The following is a 17,093-nucleotide window of genomic DNA, read 5'->3' on the forward strand; positions in this document are numbered from 1 at the left end:
GTGTTAACGCTTAGCGAGAAATGCGAGTTTTTCGATTAGGCTTACATCTTGCTCATTTTTAAGCAGTGCGCCAAAAAGAGGCATAAGTCCGCCTTTTTGAGTTTTATCATGTAAGGTTTGTGCGTCTATATCTTCGGCAAGTAGCAATTTAAGCCAGTCGATTAATTCACTAGTAGATGGTTTCTTTTTAAGACCATTTACATCACGTAAACCAAAGAAAACTTGCAGTGCTTGTGCAAGTAAATCCTGTTTCACGTTAGGGTGGTGAACTTCAATGATCTGTGCCATTTCTTCTGCTGTTGGAAAGTTTATGTAATGGAAAAAACAGCGGCGTAAAAAGGCATCGGGTAGTTCTTTTTCATTGTTAGAGGTAATAATAACTATCGGGCGGTCGATTGCTTTTACGCGTTGTTGTGTTTCATACACATAGAACTCCATTTTATCGAGCTCTAGCAGCAAATCATTTGGAAACTCGATATCAGCTTTATCAATTTCATCAATTAATAGAATAGGGCGTTTGTTCGCTTCAAAGGCTTGCCAAAGCTTACCTTTAATAATGTAGTTGCCAATGTCATGTACTTTTTCATCGCCGAGTTGGCTATCGCGTAAGCGTGATACGGCGTCATATTCATATAAGCCTTGTTGTGCTTTAGTTGTTGACTTTATATGCCACTGAATTAACTCAGTATCGAGTGCTTTTGCCAATTCTTCGGCCAACATGGTTTTACCTGTACCCGGTTCACCTTTGATTAAAAGTGGCTTTTCTAGCGTAATTGCAGCGTTTACTGCCAGCTTAAGTGAATCTGACGCGATGTAATCTTGTGTACCATTAAATTGCACGGAGCACCTTTTGAAAATTGAACTGGTAAGATCTGTAAGTTTGTCATAATAAGTGAGTAAGTAAAGGTCAAACTTGCAGCTAAAAGTAGTAAACGAGAGCAAATTAGTTTAGTTTTGTAGTATTCATCCTGGAGCAAGCATTGTGAAAATTAAATTTTATTGCTTTTTAAGCTTGTTGTTATTTTCAACTTGCTGTGTGTCACAACAAAAAGAGATTGAACCTCCAATTCGTTGGGTAACTGACTCTTGGCCAAACTACACAGATAAAGATGGTTCTGGGTTGTATCACGAATTAATGCGTAGTGTTTTTCACAGTGGACAAGAACTTAATGTGCAGTATGCGCCATGGCTGAGGGCGCTTGAATTGGTTAAGTCTGGCAATGCTGATTTTACCGGCGCAATGCCGTTTAATAGCAATTATGTTATGTCGCAGCATATTGTTTTAAGCCAACCAATTTCTGTATTAATTAAAAAAGCCTATTTGGATTCTGAGATATTGACCCAGCTGCCCGAATTAGTTGGGGTTTGGCGTTCAGGGTATCGAAATGAATTACTCAGTGGTGAATTAAAATCTAAAGTGAAAGGTGTACCGACCGAAAGCACGGAGAGTGGTTTTAATTTAGTGCGTCATAATCGAGTTGACTACTTGATTGATGTTCGCACAATTTTAGCTACGCATTTGGCTAAGCAGCCTGATAAATCGGAATTTGAATTAGTAGATATCGGCTCATTGAATTTGTATATGGCGTTTTCGAAATCTGAGCGCGGTAAACAAATAGCCCAACTGTTTGATGGTCGTTTTGCCGAATTAAAAAAGTCAGGAAAACTGGCTGAAATTTACAATAAGTACCAGCAAACGTTACCAAGCCAACTTTAACTAGTCTGATTTTTTGCGTTTTTACGTTTCTGTCAACCTTATGCTCTGCGCATTACTGTGATTTAGCTTAAACATCAATTGTGGTATAGTTTCATGACTTTTTACTGATTTGACCGAGTATGAATTACATATCCCTTGATGATTTTAAATATGCGTGGGCATTTCGTCATCAACAACTGCCTATCGAAGAAAATTTACTTTCTAAAATAAAGCCAATGTCAGATAGCCGTGCAACGAATTTATGGTGCACATTTGTCAGCCGTGAAAAAGATCACCCTGATTTTTTCGACACTAAAGATTGGCCGGGTAATGGTAAAACATGGGGTAACTCAGTAAAGTGGGAGTCGGCGTGGGATAATGACGAAGCGCTTCCCGAAGAAATTATTAATCACCTAGATTGGGACGAGAACACAACCGTTTATTATTGCTTATCGCGAAAGCATGTTATTGAAACTGATTGGCGTACATTTAAAGCGACGTGGTTAAATTTTCTGTTTATGAGCGATGGCTGTTTACTGATTGGTAAAAAACGCCATCAAGTTGTGCAGTTTTTAGAAACTGGTTATGCCAAATTAGGCAAGCGCGTCGATTGATGCGCTTGTGAATTTGATAACGTGTCTTGCTTATTACGTTAATTGTATTTTCAACTAAATTTCACCGTTGCAGTGCATCCTACGGTATTTGTATTCTCAATTAAGTTAAACTGCCAGCTATAGCGCTGACAAATATCTTGTACTAGTGTCAATCCAACACCGAATCCTTCATACCCCCTTGGTTTTTCATTAAGGCCAACACCTGCATCAATAACACTTAAACTACTTTTTGTTAGCTTAATAATTATGTCGCTATTTTCAGAGCAGTTTATCGCGTTTATAAGTAGGTTGTTGATTAATGACTCTAGTAGTAGAGGTTCTACAAAAAGATTTACAGTATCTGAAAGGTAAGTTGTCACACTACAATTATTGGCGTGTAAAAGGTGACTGTGTTGATTGGTTATTTTCTCTAATAGTGATTGTGTTATTCGAACTGGCTTTTCAATAATATCTTGTTGTCTTGCTAGCAATAGCAAGACATTGGTTAGCTGCTCCATTTCGTTAACTGCACCTGATATACGCGAGAGTTGTTTTTTGCTTGCGTACTCTGAACGGTGTAACAAGCTAACGCTTCCTTTAATAACTGTCATGGGTGTTCGAATTTCGTGGCTGATGTAGCGCGTAAAATTCTTTTCACGTGTAATAGCGTTATTTATTCGGCTGCGATACGTGTTTATTGCGGTAATCATATTTGCGAGCTCATATGATACTTCGCCATCAATTGAGATTGACGAAAACTCATGGTTTGAGGATTGGTTTAGTAGCCTTGCGCAATCCGAAAAAGGCTGTGCTAAGCGGTTTGCGATTTTTTGAATGGCAATACCTGCTAGTAAAAAAACGATTACACCGATAAATAACAAACCGATTTCAATGAGTGCAAAAGACGCATCACTCCACTCGGTTGCGTCAATATTGAGTACAGCCCACACTAGTTTCTCACCTTGTGGTGAGGAAATCGTTTGTGAGAGTACCGCGAGTTCTGAGTCATCTTCAAAGTGAAAGGATTCGAGTCCCTCACTATTTGGCGCTAAACGACGTTTTACTTCATGGGGTAAATTAGTGTATTCATCGTATAACGTTAATAACGGATCTATTTTGAGAGTACCTTGCTCGCCTTTTTCAAACCGTTGGAAATGATAAGGAGCAGTAATACTCAGTAAATGCATACTGTTTTGGTTTTCGGTTGCGAGAATCGTCAACTTAAAAATAAAGCCGTAGAGCAATAATATTATCAACGCGACAATCTGATAAATGCGGCTAATTTTTTTGGCAATGGGCAGTGGGTTATTCGACATTTAGTTTATATCCGACTTTAGGAATTGTGATAATCATTTCACTTTCAAAATGTTGATTAAGGTTACTGCGCAATAAGTAAATATGTTTTCGTAAAATGTCTTGATCAGGTAAGTCATCAGGCCATAGCACGTCTTCAATTTTTGATTTGGGTACTACATTGGGATAGTTGTTCATTAAGCACAATAGAATTTTATAACAGCTTGGATTGAGCTTGATTAGTTGCTCTTCTCTGTATACAAGATGTTCGTCGCGTTTAAGTTTCAAAGGGCCTATCACAAGTTCATTGCTGGAAAATAACCGTTGCTGAGCTCTTCTGTGTAGTGCATTAACTCTTGCTTCAAGTAACGTGAGATCAAAAGGTTTTACAATGTAGTCATCAGCACCTGTTGAGAGCCCGAGTAGTTCATCTTGTTGGGTATCGCGGGCGGTAAGCATAATGATTGGGGTGTCGTTACCGTTAGCGCGCAGAGCTTGGCAAACACCGATACCATCTATCCCAGGTAGCATTACATCTAAAATAATTACATCAAATGTATGTTGCTCGGCCAACTTTAAGCCAAGTGTGCCAGTTGCAGCGTAATCCAATTCATAATCAAGTGCTTCAAAATACTCGAAAATGATATCGGCAACTTGTTTATTGTCTTCGACTAATAGAATTTTAAGCATTTAGTTTCCACATTGAAAAAGAACAAAACCTTTGGCTTTGCTTATTTGTGCACACTGACTCTGTGTGTAGACATCTATCTCAAAGAGATGCTTTTCACTTGTGACCAGTATAAAAGGCAATGCACTATCATCTAGTATGAGTAGCTCTTCTACCGTCGTAAGTCTTTGAGCTGCACCGTTAGAATAAAACTGTGCCGAAAAAGGGCGTTTGTGCCAATAATATATAGGCTGAGACAGTTGATTTTGGCTTAAGTTCTGCAACACATCTCGGTGAGAAACTTTTGACGAGTAGCCAGCAATAAAGTAACCCAATGCAGCAAGAATTAGCATGGCTGACAATAGAGCAAGCAATATCAGTTTTCTTAACGTTATTTTTGATCGTGCTAACAACATAGCCATCGCGGGTAAACTAGGCAATACATATGCTGGTAAAATATTGCCCGCAAACGTAAATAACAACATCGGTGAGAGTGTCCAATAAATAAAATAGTGCCTTTTAGTAATCGCATTTTTTTCGCTATTTGATTTTTCGCTTTGCTGCGAGTTAATTGAGTGTATGACTTGCCAAGCCGCAATAAATGACCATGGAAATGCAACTGCTAACCAAAATAGCCAAATTGTGCCTTTTACTTCTTTATGGGCACTACCATAAAGGTCGCCTTGCCATCCAGAAACTAAAAATCGCTGAACGTGTTCACCCCATAAAAAGTAGTTCAAGAAACCTGGGGTTTTTAGTTCTGCCATTAGGTACCAAGGCAAGGTTAAAGCAAGCATTAGTGTGCACCCCGCAAGCCAAGGTAATGAATTAAGTGCGTGCCACAGCCTTTTATGATGGAGACTCCACAAGGTAAGCGGAATACCAATTAATATAATTGCTACAGGCCCTTTCGCGAGTAAACCGATGGCTAGAGCGACAAAAAAACAGAGACCTGCAAACTTACTGCCACTAAAGTAGCAATGATAAAAACAGACCATTGCGAGTGTAATTGAAAATAAAAGAAGGCTATCTGTCATTACCATACCGATAGCTACTAAAAATCCAAGTGATGTCGTTAGGATAAGTATGCTTTTGATAGCTATAAATTTTGAAAAATGCGTTTTCGCGAAATAATAGATGGTCAGCAAAGAGAGTATTCCGGTTAAAAAGTGTGGAATACGCGCACTGAACTCATTGACACCAAATAAAGTGAAGCTGATAGCTGAAAACCATGTATGAAGCGGTGGTTTGCCCCAAAAAGGAATGTTGTAATCAAATTGCGGAGTGATCCAGTCACGAGTTTCAAACATTATGCGAGCGACTTCGGCATAGCGCGCTTCCGTTGTGTCGAAAAGCGGATACATTGCTAAACTTATTAACCTTACACTGATAAGTATTGAAATAAGCGCAAGCGATAACTGAATTAAGCGACTATTTACTTGCATATGTCACCTGCTCAGCTTGGTTTTCATCTGCTTTGTTTTGTGTGAGTTGTAGTGACTCTTCGACAATGTAAATTGGACGGCCTTTACTTTCTTTATAAATTCGCCCTATATACTCACCGAGTACACCTATTGCTAATAACTGTACACCACCAAGCCATAACTGTGCGAGCATTAGAGATGGGTAACCTTGTACTTGGTTGCCAAAAATGAGTGTTTCAAGAAATAAAAATGCACTATAAAAAAACGCCGCAAGTGAAATTGATACACCAAGCCATGTGGCAATTTTCAGAGGTTTTATGCTAAATGATGTAATGCCTGATAATCCTAATGCGAATAATTGAATAAAGTTCCACTTAGTCTTACCGGCTGCTCGTTGCGGTCGTTCAAACTCCAAAGTAACCTGTTTGAATCCAGGCCATGCCATTAGCCCTTTCATATATCGATTACGCTCAGGTAGTTTGTTGATTTGTTGAACAACTCTCTGTGATAAAAGGCGAAAATCACCTACATCTTTTTTAATCACCACTTCGTCAGACATCAAAGCGAGCAAGCGATAAAATGCGTGCGCAGTCCATTTTTTGAATTTGGATTCGCCATGACGTTGGCTTCGCCGCATATTTACCACGTCAAAACCTTGTTGCCATGATGCGATCATTTTTGGAATGAGTTCAGGAGGATCTTGAAGATCTGCGTCAAGCAATATAACGGCGTCACTTTTTGCATGATCAAGCCCAGCGGTCATTGCCGCTTCTTTGCCAAAATTTCGGCTTAAGTTAAATAACTTTATTGTGTGCCCGTTAGTAGGCAGTGACTTTAAAATATCCCAAGTACTATCAGAGCTACCATCATTAATGTAAATAATTTCACTTTGAATATGAGTCAATGAGGTTAAAACATTGGCTAATTGGTAGTGAAACTTTGCTAGCACCTCTTGCTCGTTGTAAACCGCTACAACGATACTAAGCGAAGTTTGTATTGTTGCTGGTGTGTGATAATTGTCGGAAATAATTCGCATAGTAAAGCTCTCAAGTTGAAACATAAGAGAGTGTATTGGCTGCAATGTCTAATAAATGTCTTTTTTGAAATGACATTTTTTAGACGTAACCGTCCCTAATATTTAAGTTGGGGGGGGGTATTGTGAATAAAGTCCGGTTTTTATTAGTGGGTGCACTTGTTTTTGTTTGTGACGGCGCAGTCTTTTACTGTTTGGGATTGTTAGGCTTGAAAGTTGAACTTGCTCGTGCGGTTGCTTTGATTATTGCAGTACAACTTACTTTTGTTGGACATAGAGTGTTTGCATTAAATATTACCAGTAAGTTAGGTTGGTGTAGTGCTTGGTTAAGACATCAAGTAGCATGCGGGGTTGGTGCAATTATCAATTACTGCCTATTTAGCGCATTGTTTTATTTTTCACACAATCAAATCTTTGCATTTTTTATCGCTATATTATGTACTACGTTCGTTAACTTTATGCTCGCCACACAATGGGTCTATAGAACACCAGCTTCGCAAATTCATCATGATGTAAAACAAACCTAATATTTAAGCAACTGCTTATATTACATCCAAATATAGAATCATGTACTATGGTTACTTAAGTGTATTTGGTGGGTTTTTTATAAGTGCAAACAGGGTGTAAAGAACAAACAGAGCTTTGGCGTAGTTCGTCAAAAAGCAATGCATATAATGCGTTGTGTAATACGTTTTATGTTCGTGAAATCCATCGTTTGAGTAAAGAATCATTTAATAATGTAGAGCGATTACAGCGTCGTTTTGCAAGCCTTCCATATTATATTGAAAAAGCCGCCAGTCATATTTTAGATGGCAATAGTCCGCTTACATTGGATACTCAAAATGGCAGCTGGATTGCAAAGCAGTCGCGTAACCTACCTAAGTACGATTTAGAGAAAAACACGCTATTTTTTGGTAAAAACGCCTTTGTTGGCTTAATTATTCCGGTTTTAGTATATGACGCTGAGTACTCAACTGTTAGAATCGATAGCGTTGATGAAGTAACCGCGTCGGGTTTTCACTGCAACCAATTTGGTTGGGTTGATAAGGCAGGAAAATCACAAGAAGGTGTTGGTATTCAGGTATTAAAGCCAAGTAAAACTGCGTTTTCTGCGGCGTGTTGTGGCCATGTTTGGTTACTCGGCCGGGCAACAACACCCAGAGTGTTAACGCTACGCGAAATGTTACTTGCAGCACGAATTAATTGGCAAGATTTTAAACACCCATTTATAACTCAAAAATAGAAATTCACTATGCGATTATTTCAGTTAGCGCTTTTGTGTTTATTTGCAAGTTTGCAATACCAACTTTGGTTTGGTCATCACGGCGTAAAAGACTATAAAAAACTGCAGTCTGCCGTTACTCAACATACTAAAGTAAACGCTAGATTAGAAAAACGAAACAAATTACTGAAAGCAGATGTGGAAGACCTCAAACTTGGCCTTGAGGGCATTGAGGAGCGAGCACGCAACGAGTTGGGCATGATTAAACAAGGCGAAACCTTTTTTCGCGTAACACATAAAAATGACAGATATTAATCCCTCTTTTGCATTTGTTGTCCCTGCTGCAGGCGTTGGGGCAAGAATGCAGTCCGATAAGCCAAAGCAATACATTCAACTTGGCGACAAAACGGTATTAGAACACACCATTAATAAGCTAAAAGCAACGATACCCAATGCATTGATTATTGTTGCTATCAGTGAAAATGACGCTTATTTTCCAGATTTAACCTTACCCGATAACGTTATAACTGTATTGGGGGGGAAGGAACGTGCAGATTCAGTATTAAATGCACTGAATTACCTGACAACTAATCATCCCGTTGACTGGGTATTGGTACATGATGCCGCGCGGCCACTGGTTTTACCGAGCGATATTCGTACACTCATTTCACATTGTCAATCGCGTCACTGCGGTGGCATTTTGGCAAGTAAGGTGCGAGATACTATAAAGCAGGGTAGTGAGTTTGTTGAAGCGACAGTACCAAGAGAGGCTCTTTGGCAGGCGCAAACACCGCAAATGTTTTTACTGAACGATTTAACCACGGCACTGACTAATGCTTTAAACGAAAACGTTGCAATTACTGATGAAGCCTCAGCTATTGAATGGGCTGGTGGAAAAGTACAATTAGTATCGAGCCGTGCAGATAATATTAAATTGACTACCCCTGATGATATTGCAATCGCAGAGTTTTTGATTGCGAAGCAAATTTTGGAGAAGAACACATGCGAATAGGTCATGGTTATGATGTGCATAAGTTTGGTGGTGAAGGACCGCTAACAATTGCAGGCGTAAAAATTGATTATGAATTTGGTTTTTTAGCGCATTCTGATGGTGATGTGGCGATTCATGCATTGTGTGATGCAATTTTAGGGGCGTTAGCCCTTGGTGATATCGGCAAACATTTTCCAGATACCGCCGCAGAATTTGAAAACATCGATAGCCGAATTTTATTGCGTCATGTAGTGTCGCTAATGACTGAGCGTGGTTACCAAGTTGGCAATACTGATATCACGATTGTTGCTCAAGCACCAAAAATGGCGCCACACATAAATGCAATGCGTGAAGTGATTGCAGAAGATTTAAATATTCAAATCGACCAAGTGAATGTGAAAGCAACAACAACTGAAAAACTAGGCTTTGCTGGTCGTAAAGAAGGCATTGAAAGCCATGCTGTGGTGTTACTCGTAAATGGATAACTTAAGTTATTTATACGGCAAACCTAATTCGACCGCCGAATTCAAAAGCAGTGCCGAAGATTTCCGAGTAGATGAAGAACTCGGTTTTGAGCTTAGCGGAAGTGGCGAGCATGTATGTTTACAGGTAATAAAGAAGGGAGAAAATACCCAATATATTGCCAAGCAAATCGCTAAAATAGCGGGCACACAAGCTCGAAATGTAAGCTACCCTGGCTTAAAAGACCGCAATGCAGTGACATCGCAATGGTTCAGCGTACCGGTGCCGATTAAAAAGCACATCGATTTTTCAGCGCTGAATAGCGACAGTGTGAAAGTACTCCAGCAAGTTAGGCATAATCGAAAGTTAAAAACAGGTTGCCATAAGGCGAACCGTTTTACGATTACGCTTAGGCGCTGCAGTATGGTTGAGGACATTTTGACACGTATTAATGCGGTTCGCCAAGGTGTGCCTAATTATTTTGGTGCACAGCGTTTTGGGCATGATGGACACAACTTAACGCTGGCAGAGCAGTTGTTCTCAGGTAAAGAAATCCACGATCGTAAGCTGCGTGGCATTGTTATTTCAGCTGCACGCTCTCATATCTTTAATCAAATTGTAAGCCAACGTATTGCGCAATATGGTATTGCAAAAACGATGGTCGAAGAAGTGTTCCTACTAGATGGTAGTAATGCATTTTTTAAAGAGCGTATTAGCCTTGAAACCGTCAATCGTTTGGCTTGTGGAGATATTCACTTATCGGCACCTTTGGTTGGTAAAGGCGAGCAGGGCGTTACAGAACTTGAAAAAGAGTGGTTAGCCCCATTCGCTAGCTGGCATGAAAACCTTTCACAACTTGGCCTTAAAGCTGAACGCAGAAATATGCGACTTTACCCTGAAAAATTTGAAGTGCTTGAAGTCACGCAAGATATGATAGAGTTTAGCTTTAGTTTGCCGAAAGGGTGTTTTGCAACGGCCGTACTGCGTGAGCTTGCAGAGTGCCAAGATGTGTCTTTAAAGAATAAGGATAATAATGAAAATCTTGCTGAGCAATGATGATGGCGTAAATGCAAAAGGGATTGAAGTACTCTATCACGCCCTATCGCAGATAGCAGAAGTAGTGGTTGTTGCACCTGATAGAAACTGTAGTGGTGCAAGTAACTCACTTACTTTATTAAACCCGTTAAGAACACATCAATATGATAATGGTTTTATATCGGTTAACGGCACGCCGAGTGACTGCGTGCAATTGGCAATTAATAAACTTCTTGATTTTACGCCAGATTTAGTTGTGGCGGGCATAAATAATGGCGCTAATTTAGGTGACGATACTTTGTATTCGGGCACGGTTGCAGCCGCCAGTGAGGGACGTTTTTTAGGACTGCCTGCGATTGCCGTATCTTTGTGCTCAAAACAGGAAGCACATTACGATACTGCAGCTGCCGTTGCTGTTTCCATTATCAAAGAAATAAAAGCGCATCCACTTGGTCCAGACCAAATTATTAATTTGAATGTACCCGATATTCCGCTTGCTGATTTAAAAGGCATTAAGGTTACGCGTTTGGGCTCACGCCACAAAGCCGAAACCATGCAGGAACAAATAGATCCGTGGGGCCGAAAAATATATTGGTATGGTCATTTAGGTGAAGCGCAAGATGCTGGCGATGGCACTGATTTTTTTGCGGTAGCTAATCATTACGCATCAGTTACCCCGTTGACCGTTGATATGACGGCAAAATCAAGTATTGCCAAAATGGAATCTTGGGTTGAAGGATTGAATATTTCAGGTGTTGAATAATTATCGTCGTAGTGCGCATCAACTCGCACAATTAGTTTATGAGCAAGGCATTCGATCTCAGCAAGTATTGGATGCTATTGCTGCTACACCACGCCATTTGTTTGTAGATGACGTGTTAAAACACAAATCGTATCAAAACACCGCGTTACCTATTGGTTTGGGACAAACAATTTCTCAGCCTTTTATTGTGGCGCGTATGACCGAGCTTTTGTTGCAGCTTACGGGTCCAAATGCCAAGGTATTAGAAATTGGCACAGGCTCAGGTTATCAATCCGCAATTCTCGCTCAGTGTTTTCGCTCGATATACTCAGTTGAACGAATTAAAGCATTGCAGTGGCAGGCCAAAAGACGTTTACACCAGCTTGATTTATTCAATGTTACTATGAAACACGCTGATGGTTGGCAAGGCTGGCAATCTAACGCGCCTTATGACGGAATTATTGTTACAGCCGCAGCGAGTGAGTTGCCGCAAGCATTACTGGAACAGCTTAATGAAGGCGGAGTGCTTATTTCTCCAGTAGGCGGTAATGAGCAACAGAACTTAGTTGCAGTGAAGCGTCAAGGTCATGAGTTTATTACGCAAACATTAGAACCTGTAAGATTTGTACCGCTGGTTGCTGGCGCAATTAATTAGGTGATATTAATGCGTTTGTTAACTCAACTACTTATTTGCTTAATCTGTCTTCAGTTAATAGCGTGCAGTAGCAGAACAACGCCGGCGCCGGTAGCGAACCTTTCATCTGGTAAGAGTAGTTCGCAACAAAAAATTAAAATTAATGGAAGTAACTATAAAGTTAAGAAAGGTGAAACCCTTTACTCGATCGCTTTTAGATCAAACAAAGACTTCCGTGATCTCGCTAAGATCAATGGCATTAAAGCACCTTACACCATATTTCCAGGTCAAATAATACACTTAGTATCACCACCCAAACGTGCAAAAAAGGCTAAAAAATACACGGTTACTAGTAGCAAGTCCACCAAAAATAAACAAAAAAATAACAATTCATTAAAAAAACCACTTGATCAGAAAAAACAACAAGAGTATGTTGAAAATCAAGCCAGTTTAAAAAAGCAACAAAAGATAGCGAAAACATCTGGTAAGTTGCGCTGGTATTGGCCTGCTAAAGGTCGTATAGCCCGCAAGTTTTCGGGAAAAGAAAACGGCTATAAAGGAATTCTAATAAAAAATAAGTTAGGGACTGACATTCTTGCAGCAGCAGACGGTATTGTTGTTTATGCGGGAAGTGCGTTAAGAGGGTATGGCAATTTAATCATAGTGAAACATAATGATGATTATCTAACGGCATACGCTCACAACCAAAAAATTTTGGTAAAAGAAAAGCAAAAAGTTACAGCTAGGCAAAAAATAGCCACTATGGGTAACTCTGAAGCTAAGTCGGTTGGACTGAGGTTTGAAGTAAGATACCGAGGTAAATCGGTTAACCCATTAAGGTATTTGCCACGCTAAGTTAGTTGGGGCGCGAACGTGTTTTAGTGTTTAAAGGTCACTGAATGACTCGGGAGGATGCTTATGGGACGCACAAAGAAAGAAAATAGTACAGAACTAAACGTTGATATGGATGTTAAAGACGAGGTTTTGGAAGAAATCGAAGATACAGAAGACGAAATCTTCGCAAAAGAAGAAGTTGTTAAAAATTTAGATGCTACACAACTTTATCTTGGCGAAATCGGCTTTTCACCACTACTTAGTGCAGAAGAAGAAGTATTCTTTGCACGCAAGGCCTTACGAGGATGCGAAGCATCACGAAAACGTATGATTGAAAGTAATCTACGTTTAGTGGTCAAAATAGCGCGTCGTTATAACAATCGTGGGCTGGCATTATTAGATCTCATCGAAGAAGGTAATTTAGGCCTGATCAGAGCGGTAGAGAAATTTGATCCCGAACGTGGTTTTAGATTTTCTACATACGCAACTTGGTGGATCCGTCAAACCATTGAACGTGCGATTATGAACCAAACACGCACGATTCGCTTACCAATTCATGTTGTTAAAGAGCTTAACGTTTATTTACGTACAGCACGAGAATTAACACAAAAGCTTGACCATGAACCAACCGCAGAAGAAATAGCAGAGAAGCTTGATCGTCCTGTTGAAGACGTGAGTAAAATGCTGCGTCTTAACGAAAAGATCAGCTCTGTTGATACACCAATCGGCGGTGATTCAGACAAAGCGTTATTAGATATCATTGCAGATGAAAAGGGACGTGGTCCTGAAGGTGAAATTCAAGACCAAGACATTCACAATAATATTGTGCATTGGCTTGAAGAACTTAATGCGAAACAGCGTGAAGTGTTAGCACGACGCTTTGGATTACTTGGTTATGAACCTTCAACGCTTGAAGATGTAGGTAAAGAAATTGGATTAACACGCGAACGCGTAAGACAAATTCAGGTTGAAGCGTTGCGTCGATTAAAAGAGGTGTTAACACACCAAGGCTTGAATATTGAATCGCTATTTAGAGCTTAATAAATAATACCAATTCTGTTAAGTATGTGAGCAGGGATAACGCTGGATAAATGAAATGGTAACAAGTCAGAATTTTTCTTATGTAGTTGATCTACATTGATAAATTCTAGCGCAGTTAGCATGATATTTAGTCCGCTAGGATGATCAGCTACTTAAGTGAATTGGTATAACAACCAGTTAAAAATAAAAAACCGCTTATTATCAGCGGTTTTTTATTTAAATAACTTAGTATTTATTTAAAGCAAAGCTCAGTTTGATTAGTATTTTCTATCGACTGATAACTTAGCAAGTGCAATTAATGCATCTTTATACTCTGAATCTGGCAGTACAGAAAGGTAGTTAATTGCTTTTTCGGCTTCTTCTTGTGCTTTTTGCATTGTTAGTGCTAACGCATTGGTTTCTTCAAGAATAGCGAGAACTTTGTCTAGGTAATCTTTGCCATCAGCTTTTTCAATTGCACCTCGGATCAATTCAGCTTGCGCTTGTGATCCATTTTGCATTGCATAGATCAAAGGTAATGTTGGCTTACCTTCTGCCAGATCGTCACCGATTGATTTACCTAGTTCAGCTTGGTTTGCGCTGTAATCGAGTACATCATCGACTAGTTGGAAGGCGGTACCAAGATGCATGCCATAAAACTTTAATCCGTTTATTACGTCTTCATCTTGTTCTGTAATAATGGCAGCTAGTTCAGTTGCAGCTTCAAATAATTTTGCTGTTTTACTGTAAATGACCTGCATATAGCTTTCTTCGCTAGTATTAGGGTCGTTACAATTCATTAATTGTAGCACTTCGCCTTCAGCAATAACGTTCGTTGCATGAGCAAAAATATCCATTACTTGCATCTTATTGAAACCAACCATCAGCTGGAAAGCACGAGTGTAGATAAAATCACCAACAAGCACGCTGGCTGCATTGCCAAATTCAGCATTAGCTGTTGGGTTTCCACGACGTAGAAGTGATTCGTCAACAACGTCGTCGTGTAAAAGTGTAGCGGTATGGATAAATTCTACGATGGTTGCTAAACGAATATGCTCATTACCTGTGTGTCCTAACGCTTTTGCAGCGAGGATTGAAAGTATTGGGCGAATGCGTTTGCCACCGCTATTGACAATATAAAGCCCCAATTGATTGACAAGCGCAACGTTCGATTGCAGTTGTTGTTCGATTAGTTGATTAACCGCCAACATATCTTGTTCTGTTAAGGCTTGGATCGCTTTTATATCCATGGGTCTCCAACAAGTAAAGAGGTAAGATCCGCTGATTTGCGGGGATTGTACACTATTTTTGGCACTGAGTAGAATCAATATTTTATGTAAAATAATAGTTTTCTACAGCGCTTTAATTAGGTAGAATCGTCGCCATTAATATTAAATTTTTTAGTGTGCCTTACAACACGCAACATATTTAGTCTTTTTTATGAAAATAGGCTTGCGCTACGCTCTAATTTCGCGTAGACTTCGCGCCCTATCGAAGATTATTAAGTTGCGTCGATTTGAGGGCGCAGAACGGAGTTAATTATGTACGCGGTTTTCCAAAGTGGTGGTAAACAGCACCGTGTGACTGAAGGTCAAACGATTCGCCTTGAGAAATTAGAGGCTGAAACTGGTGCAGCAGTAGAATTTGACAAAGTATTACTTGTTGCAAACGGTGAGAAAATCGAAATTGGTGCACCTTTCGTTAATGGCGGTAAGGTTACAGCTGAAGTTGTATCTCATGGTCGTGGTGAGAAAGTTAAGATCGTTAAGTTTAGACGTCGTAAGCATTCTCGCAAGCAAATGGGTCACCGTCAGTGGTTCACTGAAGTTAAAATCACTGGCATTAACGCTTAATTTAGAGGTACAGAAAGATGGCACATAAGAAAGCAGCTGGTAGTACTCGTAACGGTCGTGATTCAGAAAGTAAACGCCTAGGTGTTAAGCGTTACGGTGGTGAATCAGTTTTAGCGGGTAACATCATCGTTCGTCAACGTGGTACTAAGTTCCACGCAGGTACAAACGTAGGTATGGGTAAAGACCACACTTTATTTGCAACATCAAACGGTAAAGTTCAGTTTGAGCAAAAAGGTCCATTAGGTCGTAAATACGTAAGCATCATCGCTGAGTAAACCCTAAAAATTTTAAAAAGCCCCGCAACTGCGGGGCTTTTTTTGTTTCTTGATTACGCACAACCCGTTTGTCTTGGTATAATAAGTACATTCTAGGCTGTGTAAGGCTAAATATATGAAATTTGTAGATGAAGTTGAAATTCGCGCTGAAGCTGGTGACGGTGGTAGCGGTGTAGTTTCATTTCGCCGAGAAAAGTTTGTACCAGACGGCGGTCCTGATGGTGGTGACGGTGGTGATGGCGGCAGTGTTTTTATTGAAGCCGATGAAAACCTGAATACACTTATTGACTATCAGTTTGAGCGCTTTCATAAAGCAGAGCGTGGCACTAATGGTGCTGGCCGAAATATGACAGGTAAAAAAGGTGAAGATCTCACTTTAAAAGTTCCTGTAGGTACGCGTATTGTTGATGTCGATACTGCGGAAGCACTAGGTGATTTAACGCAACATGGTCAAAAGATTATTGTTGCCAAAGGTGGTTTTCACGGACTTGGTAATACTCGTTTTAAATCAAGTACTAACCGAGCTCCTCGTAAGAAAACACTGGGTACGCCAGGTGAAATTCGTAATTTACGTTTAGAGCTACTATTACTTGCTGATGTTGGCTTATTAGGCTTGCCAAATGCTGGTAAATCAACCTTTATTCGCAGTGTGTCTGCGGCAAAGCCAAAGGTTGCTGATTACCCATTTACTACCTTAGTGCCAAATCTTGGTGTGGTTAGACCAAGCCAAAATCAATCGTTTGTAATCGCTGATATTCCAGGATTAATTGAAGGGGCTGCTGAAGGTGCTGGCCTAGGCATTCGCTTCTTAAAGCATTTAGAACGCTGCCGTGTTCTTCTGCATATAATCGACATTATGCCTGTAGATGGTTCTGATCCTGTTGAAAATGCTTACACAATCTTAGGCGAACTAGAGCGCTACAGCCCAGCACTCGCTGCAAAACCTCGCTGGTTAGTATTTAACAAAATTGATTTGTTGTTAGATGAAGAAGCAGATGAATTATGCGCTGAGATTGCTGATGCGCTTGAAGCTGAAAAAACCTATAAGATCTCTGCATTCAATAAAATTGGTACAGAGCAGTTATGCTTCGACATTATGCAGCTTTTAGAAAGTATGCCTAAAGAGAAGTTTGTTGCTGAAGAAGAGCCACAAGAAGTTGAGTTTAAGTGGGATACATACCATGAAGAGTCAATATCTGATTTTGAAGATGACGATGATGACGAAGACTGGGACGAAGATGATTACGACGTAGAAGTCGTCTATCAACGATAATAAAAGGTGCTTACGCACCTTTTTTTATATTTAATAAAAAAGTACT

Annotated in this window: 21 protein-coding genes; 15 read left to right on the forward strand and 6 right to left on the reverse strand. The window is 39.9% G+C overall.

The window, feature by feature from the left end:
* Positions 1-3 precede the first annotated feature (3 nt).
* Positions 4-840, reverse strand: a complete 837-nt coding sequence (locus ACXAFE_RS02730; RefSeq protein ID WP_475148231.1) for an AAA family ATPase — start codon at positions 838-840, stop codon at positions 4-6.
* A gap of 142 nt (positions 841-982) precedes the next feature.
* Here ACXAFE_RS02730 and ACXAFE_RS02735 point away from each other — a divergent pair, with 142 nt between their 5' ends.
* Positions 983-1,717, forward strand: a complete 735-nt coding sequence (locus tag ACXAFE_RS02735; protein WP_475148238.1) for a substrate-binding periplasmic protein — start codon at positions 983-985, stop codon at positions 1,715-1,717.
* 119 nt (positions 1,718-1,836) lie between these two features.
* A complete protein-coding gene (locus tag ACXAFE_RS02740; RefSeq protein WP_010560948.1) occupies positions 1,837-2,310 on the forward strand; it encodes a DUF2947 family protein in 474 nt (157 codons plus the stop codon).
* A gap of 50 nt (positions 2,311-2,360) precedes the next feature.
* Here the strand turns inward: ACXAFE_RS02740 and ACXAFE_RS02745 are convergent, their stop codons facing one another.
* From ACXAFE_RS02745 to ACXAFE_RS02760, 4 genes are read right to left on the reverse strand one after another with little or no spacing between them, the layout of a single operon-like run.
* A complete protein-coding gene (locus ACXAFE_RS02745) occupies positions 2,361-3,605 on the reverse strand; it encodes a sensor histidine kinase (protein WP_475148250.1) in 1,245 nt (414 codons plus the stop codon).
* Positions 3,595-4,272 (reverse strand): response regulator transcription factor, encoded by a 678-nt coding sequence (locus ACXAFE_RS02750; RefSeq protein ID WP_475148255.1) that lies wholly within the window; start codon positions 4,270-4,272, stop codon positions 3,595-3,597. The genes ACXAFE_RS02745 and ACXAFE_RS02750 overlap by 11 nt, the downstream gene beginning before the upstream one ends.
* Positions 4,273-5,694 carry an ArnT family glycosyltransferase gene (locus ACXAFE_RS02755; RefSeq protein WP_475148259.1) on the reverse strand — a complete coding sequence of 474 codons (1,422 nt, stop codon included), beginning with the start codon at positions 5,692-5,694 and terminating at the stop codon, positions 4,273-4,275.
* A complete protein-coding gene (locus ACXAFE_RS02760) occupies positions 5,681-6,709 on the reverse strand; it encodes a glycosyltransferase family 2 protein (RefSeq protein WP_475148262.1) in 1,029 nt (342 codons plus the stop codon). Before ACXAFE_RS02760 ends, ACXAFE_RS02755 begins: the two co-directional genes overlap by 14 nt.
* Before the next feature lie 122 nt (positions 6,710-6,831).
* On the opposite strand from ACXAFE_RS02760, the gene ACXAFE_RS02765 reads away from it, so the two are divergent.
* The 10 genes from ACXAFE_RS02765 (at position 6,832) to rpoS (ending at position 13,667) form a co-directional block, all read left to right on the forward strand.
* Positions 6,832-7,233: a GtrA family protein gene (locus tag ACXAFE_RS02765; RefSeq protein WP_475148265.1), complete on the forward strand. Its 402-nt coding sequence runs from the start codon at positions 6,832-6,834 to the stop codon at positions 7,231-7,233.
* Between the two features lie 83 nt (positions 7,234-7,316).
* Positions 7,317-7,949: a hypothetical protein gene (locus ACXAFE_RS02770; protein WP_475148268.1), complete on the forward strand. Its 633-nt coding sequence runs from the start codon at positions 7,317-7,319 to the stop codon at positions 7,947-7,949.
* 9 nt (positions 7,950-7,958) lie between these two features.
* Complete coding sequence (ftsB, locus tag ACXAFE_RS02775) at positions 7,959-8,243, forward strand: cell division protein FtsB (RefSeq protein ID WP_054979728.1); 285 nt, start codon at positions 7,959-7,961, stop codon at positions 8,241-8,243.
* Positions 8,230-8,940 carry a 2-C-methyl-D-erythritol 4-phosphate cytidylyltransferase gene (gene ispD / locus ACXAFE_RS02780; RefSeq protein WP_475148275.1) on the forward strand — a complete coding sequence of 237 codons (711 nt, stop codon included), beginning with the start codon at positions 8,230-8,232 and terminating at the stop codon, positions 8,938-8,940. Before ftsB ends, ispD begins: the two co-directional genes overlap by 14 nt.
* Entirely contained in the window at positions 8,931-9,404 is a 474-nt protein-coding gene (gene ispF, locus ACXAFE_RS02785; RefSeq protein WP_010560939.1) for a 2-C-methyl-D-erythritol 2,4-cyclodiphosphate synthase, read from the forward strand. Before ispD ends, ispF begins: the two co-directional genes overlap by 10 nt.
* Positions 9,397-10,437: a tRNA pseudouridine(13) synthase TruD gene (gene truD, locus ACXAFE_RS02790; protein ID WP_475148284.1), complete on the forward strand. Its 1,041-nt coding sequence runs from the start codon at positions 9,397-9,399 to the stop codon at positions 10,435-10,437. The genes ispF and truD overlap by 8 nt, the downstream gene beginning before the upstream one ends.
* Entirely contained in the window at positions 10,415-11,179 is a 765-nt protein-coding gene (surE, locus tag ACXAFE_RS02795) for a 5'/3'-nucleotidase SurE (RefSeq protein WP_475148289.1), read from the forward strand. The genes truD and surE overlap by 23 nt, the downstream gene beginning before the upstream one ends.
* Positions 11,169-11,813, forward strand: coding sequence for a protein-L-isoaspartate(D-aspartate) O-methyltransferase (locus ACXAFE_RS02800; protein WP_475148296.1), 645 nt, complete (start codon positions 11,169-11,171; stop codon positions 11,811-11,813). The genes surE and ACXAFE_RS02800 overlap by 11 nt, the downstream gene beginning before the upstream one ends.
* Positions 11,814-11,822: 9 nt before the next feature.
* On the forward strand, positions 11,823-12,647 hold the full coding sequence (locus ACXAFE_RS02805) for a peptidoglycan DD-metalloendopeptidase family protein (RefSeq protein ID WP_100912729.1): 825 nt from the start codon (positions 11,823-11,825) through the stop codon (positions 12,645-12,647).
* 63 nt (positions 12,648-12,710) lie between these two features.
* Positions 12,711-13,667 (forward strand): RNA polymerase sigma factor RpoS, encoded by a 957-nt coding sequence (rpoS, locus tag ACXAFE_RS02810; RefSeq protein ID WP_010560934.1) that lies wholly within the window; start codon positions 12,711-12,713, stop codon positions 13,665-13,667.
* 257 nt (positions 13,668-13,924) lie between these two features.
* Here rpoS and ispB read toward each other — a convergent pair whose 3' ends face one another.
* Positions 13,925-14,896 (reverse strand): octaprenyl diphosphate synthase, encoded by a 972-nt coding sequence (gene ispB / locus ACXAFE_RS02815; protein WP_336434543.1) that lies wholly within the window; start codon positions 14,894-14,896, stop codon positions 13,925-13,927.
* A gap of 291 nt (positions 14,897-15,187) precedes the next feature.
* Between ispB and rplU the strand changes: the two genes are divergently transcribed.
* The 3 genes from rplU to cgtA all read left to right on the forward strand — a co-directional run bounded on the left by rplU (position 15,188) and on the right by cgtA (position 17,047).
* Positions 15,188-15,499: a 50S ribosomal protein L21 gene (gene rplU / locus ACXAFE_RS02820; protein WP_010560932.1), complete on the forward strand. Its 312-nt coding sequence runs from the start codon at positions 15,188-15,190 to the stop codon at positions 15,497-15,499.
* Positions 15,500-15,516: 17 nt separating this feature from the next.
* Positions 15,517-15,774, forward strand: a complete 258-nt coding sequence (rpmA, locus tag ACXAFE_RS02825; RefSeq protein WP_010560931.1) for a 50S ribosomal protein L27 — start codon at positions 15,517-15,519, stop codon at positions 15,772-15,774.
* A 115-nt stretch (positions 15,775-15,889) separates the two neighbouring features.
* Positions 15,890-17,047 (forward strand): Obg family GTPase CgtA, encoded by a 1,158-nt coding sequence (gene cgtA, locus ACXAFE_RS02830; protein WP_054979722.1) that lies wholly within the window; start codon positions 15,890-15,892, stop codon positions 17,045-17,047.
* Positions 17,048-17,093: the final 46 nt, after the last annotated feature.

The sequence above is a fragment of the Pseudoalteromonas sp. ABV4_021 genome (assembly GCF_056159365.1).

Bases quoted from the DNA above. Each gene is read 5' to 3' on its own strand.
- ispB (WP_336434543.1), bottom strand. From the start codon at position 14,896: ATGGATATAAAAGCGATCCAAGCCTTAACAGAACAAGATATGTTGGCG.
- ACXAFE_RS02755 (WP_475148259.1), bottom strand. From the start codon at position 5,694: ATGCAAGTAAATAGTCGCTTAATTCAGTTATCGCTTGCGCTTATTTCA.
- rplU (WP_010560932.1), top strand. From the start codon at position 15,188: ATGTACGCGGTTTTCCAAAGTGGTGGTAAACAGCACCGTGTGACTGAA.
- ACXAFE_RS02805 (WP_100912729.1), top strand. From the start codon at position 11,823: ATGCGTTTGTTAACTCAACTACTTATTTGCTTAATCTGTCTTCAGTTA.
- ftsB (WP_054979728.1), top strand. From the start codon at position 7,959: ATGCGATTATTTCAGTTAGCGCTTTTGTGTTTATTTGCAAGTTTGCAA.
- ispF (WP_010560939.1), top strand. From the start codon at position 8,931: ATGCGAATAGGTCATGGTTATGATGTGCATAAGTTTGGTGGTGAAGGA.
- rpoS (WP_010560934.1), top strand. From the start codon at position 12,711: ATGGGACGCACAAAGAAAGAAAATAGTACAGAACTAAACGTTGATATG.
- truD (WP_475148284.1), top strand. From the start codon at position 9,397: ATGGATAACTTAAGTTATTTATACGGCAAACCTAATTCGACCGCCGAA.
- ACXAFE_RS02760 (WP_475148262.1), bottom strand. From the start codon at position 6,709: ATGCGAATTATTTCCGACAATTATCACACACCAGCAACAATACAAACT.
- surE (WP_475148289.1), top strand. From the start codon at position 10,415: ATGAAAATCTTGCTGAGCAATGATGATGGCGTAAATGCAAAAGGGATT.
- ispD (WP_475148275.1), top strand. From the start codon at position 8,230: ATGACAGATATTAATCCCTCTTTTGCATTTGTTGTCCCTGCTGCAGGC.
- ACXAFE_RS02750 (WP_475148255.1), bottom strand. From the start codon at position 4,272: ATGCTTAAAATTCTATTAGTCGAAGACAATAAACAAGTTGCCGATATC.
- ACXAFE_RS02740 (WP_010560948.1), top strand. From the start codon at position 1,837: ATGAATTACATATCCCTTGATGATTTTAAATATGCGTGGGCATTTCGT.
- ACXAFE_RS02745 (WP_475148250.1), bottom strand. From the start codon at position 3,605: ATGTCGAATAACCCACTGCCCATTGCCAAAAAAATTAGCCGCATTTAT.
- cgtA (WP_054979722.1), top strand. From the start codon at position 15,890: ATGAAATTTGTAGATGAAGTTGAAATTCGCGCTGAAGCTGGTGACGGT.
- rpmA (WP_010560931.1), top strand. From the start codon at position 15,517: ATGGCACATAAGAAAGCAGCTGGTAGTACTCGTAACGGTCGTGATTCA.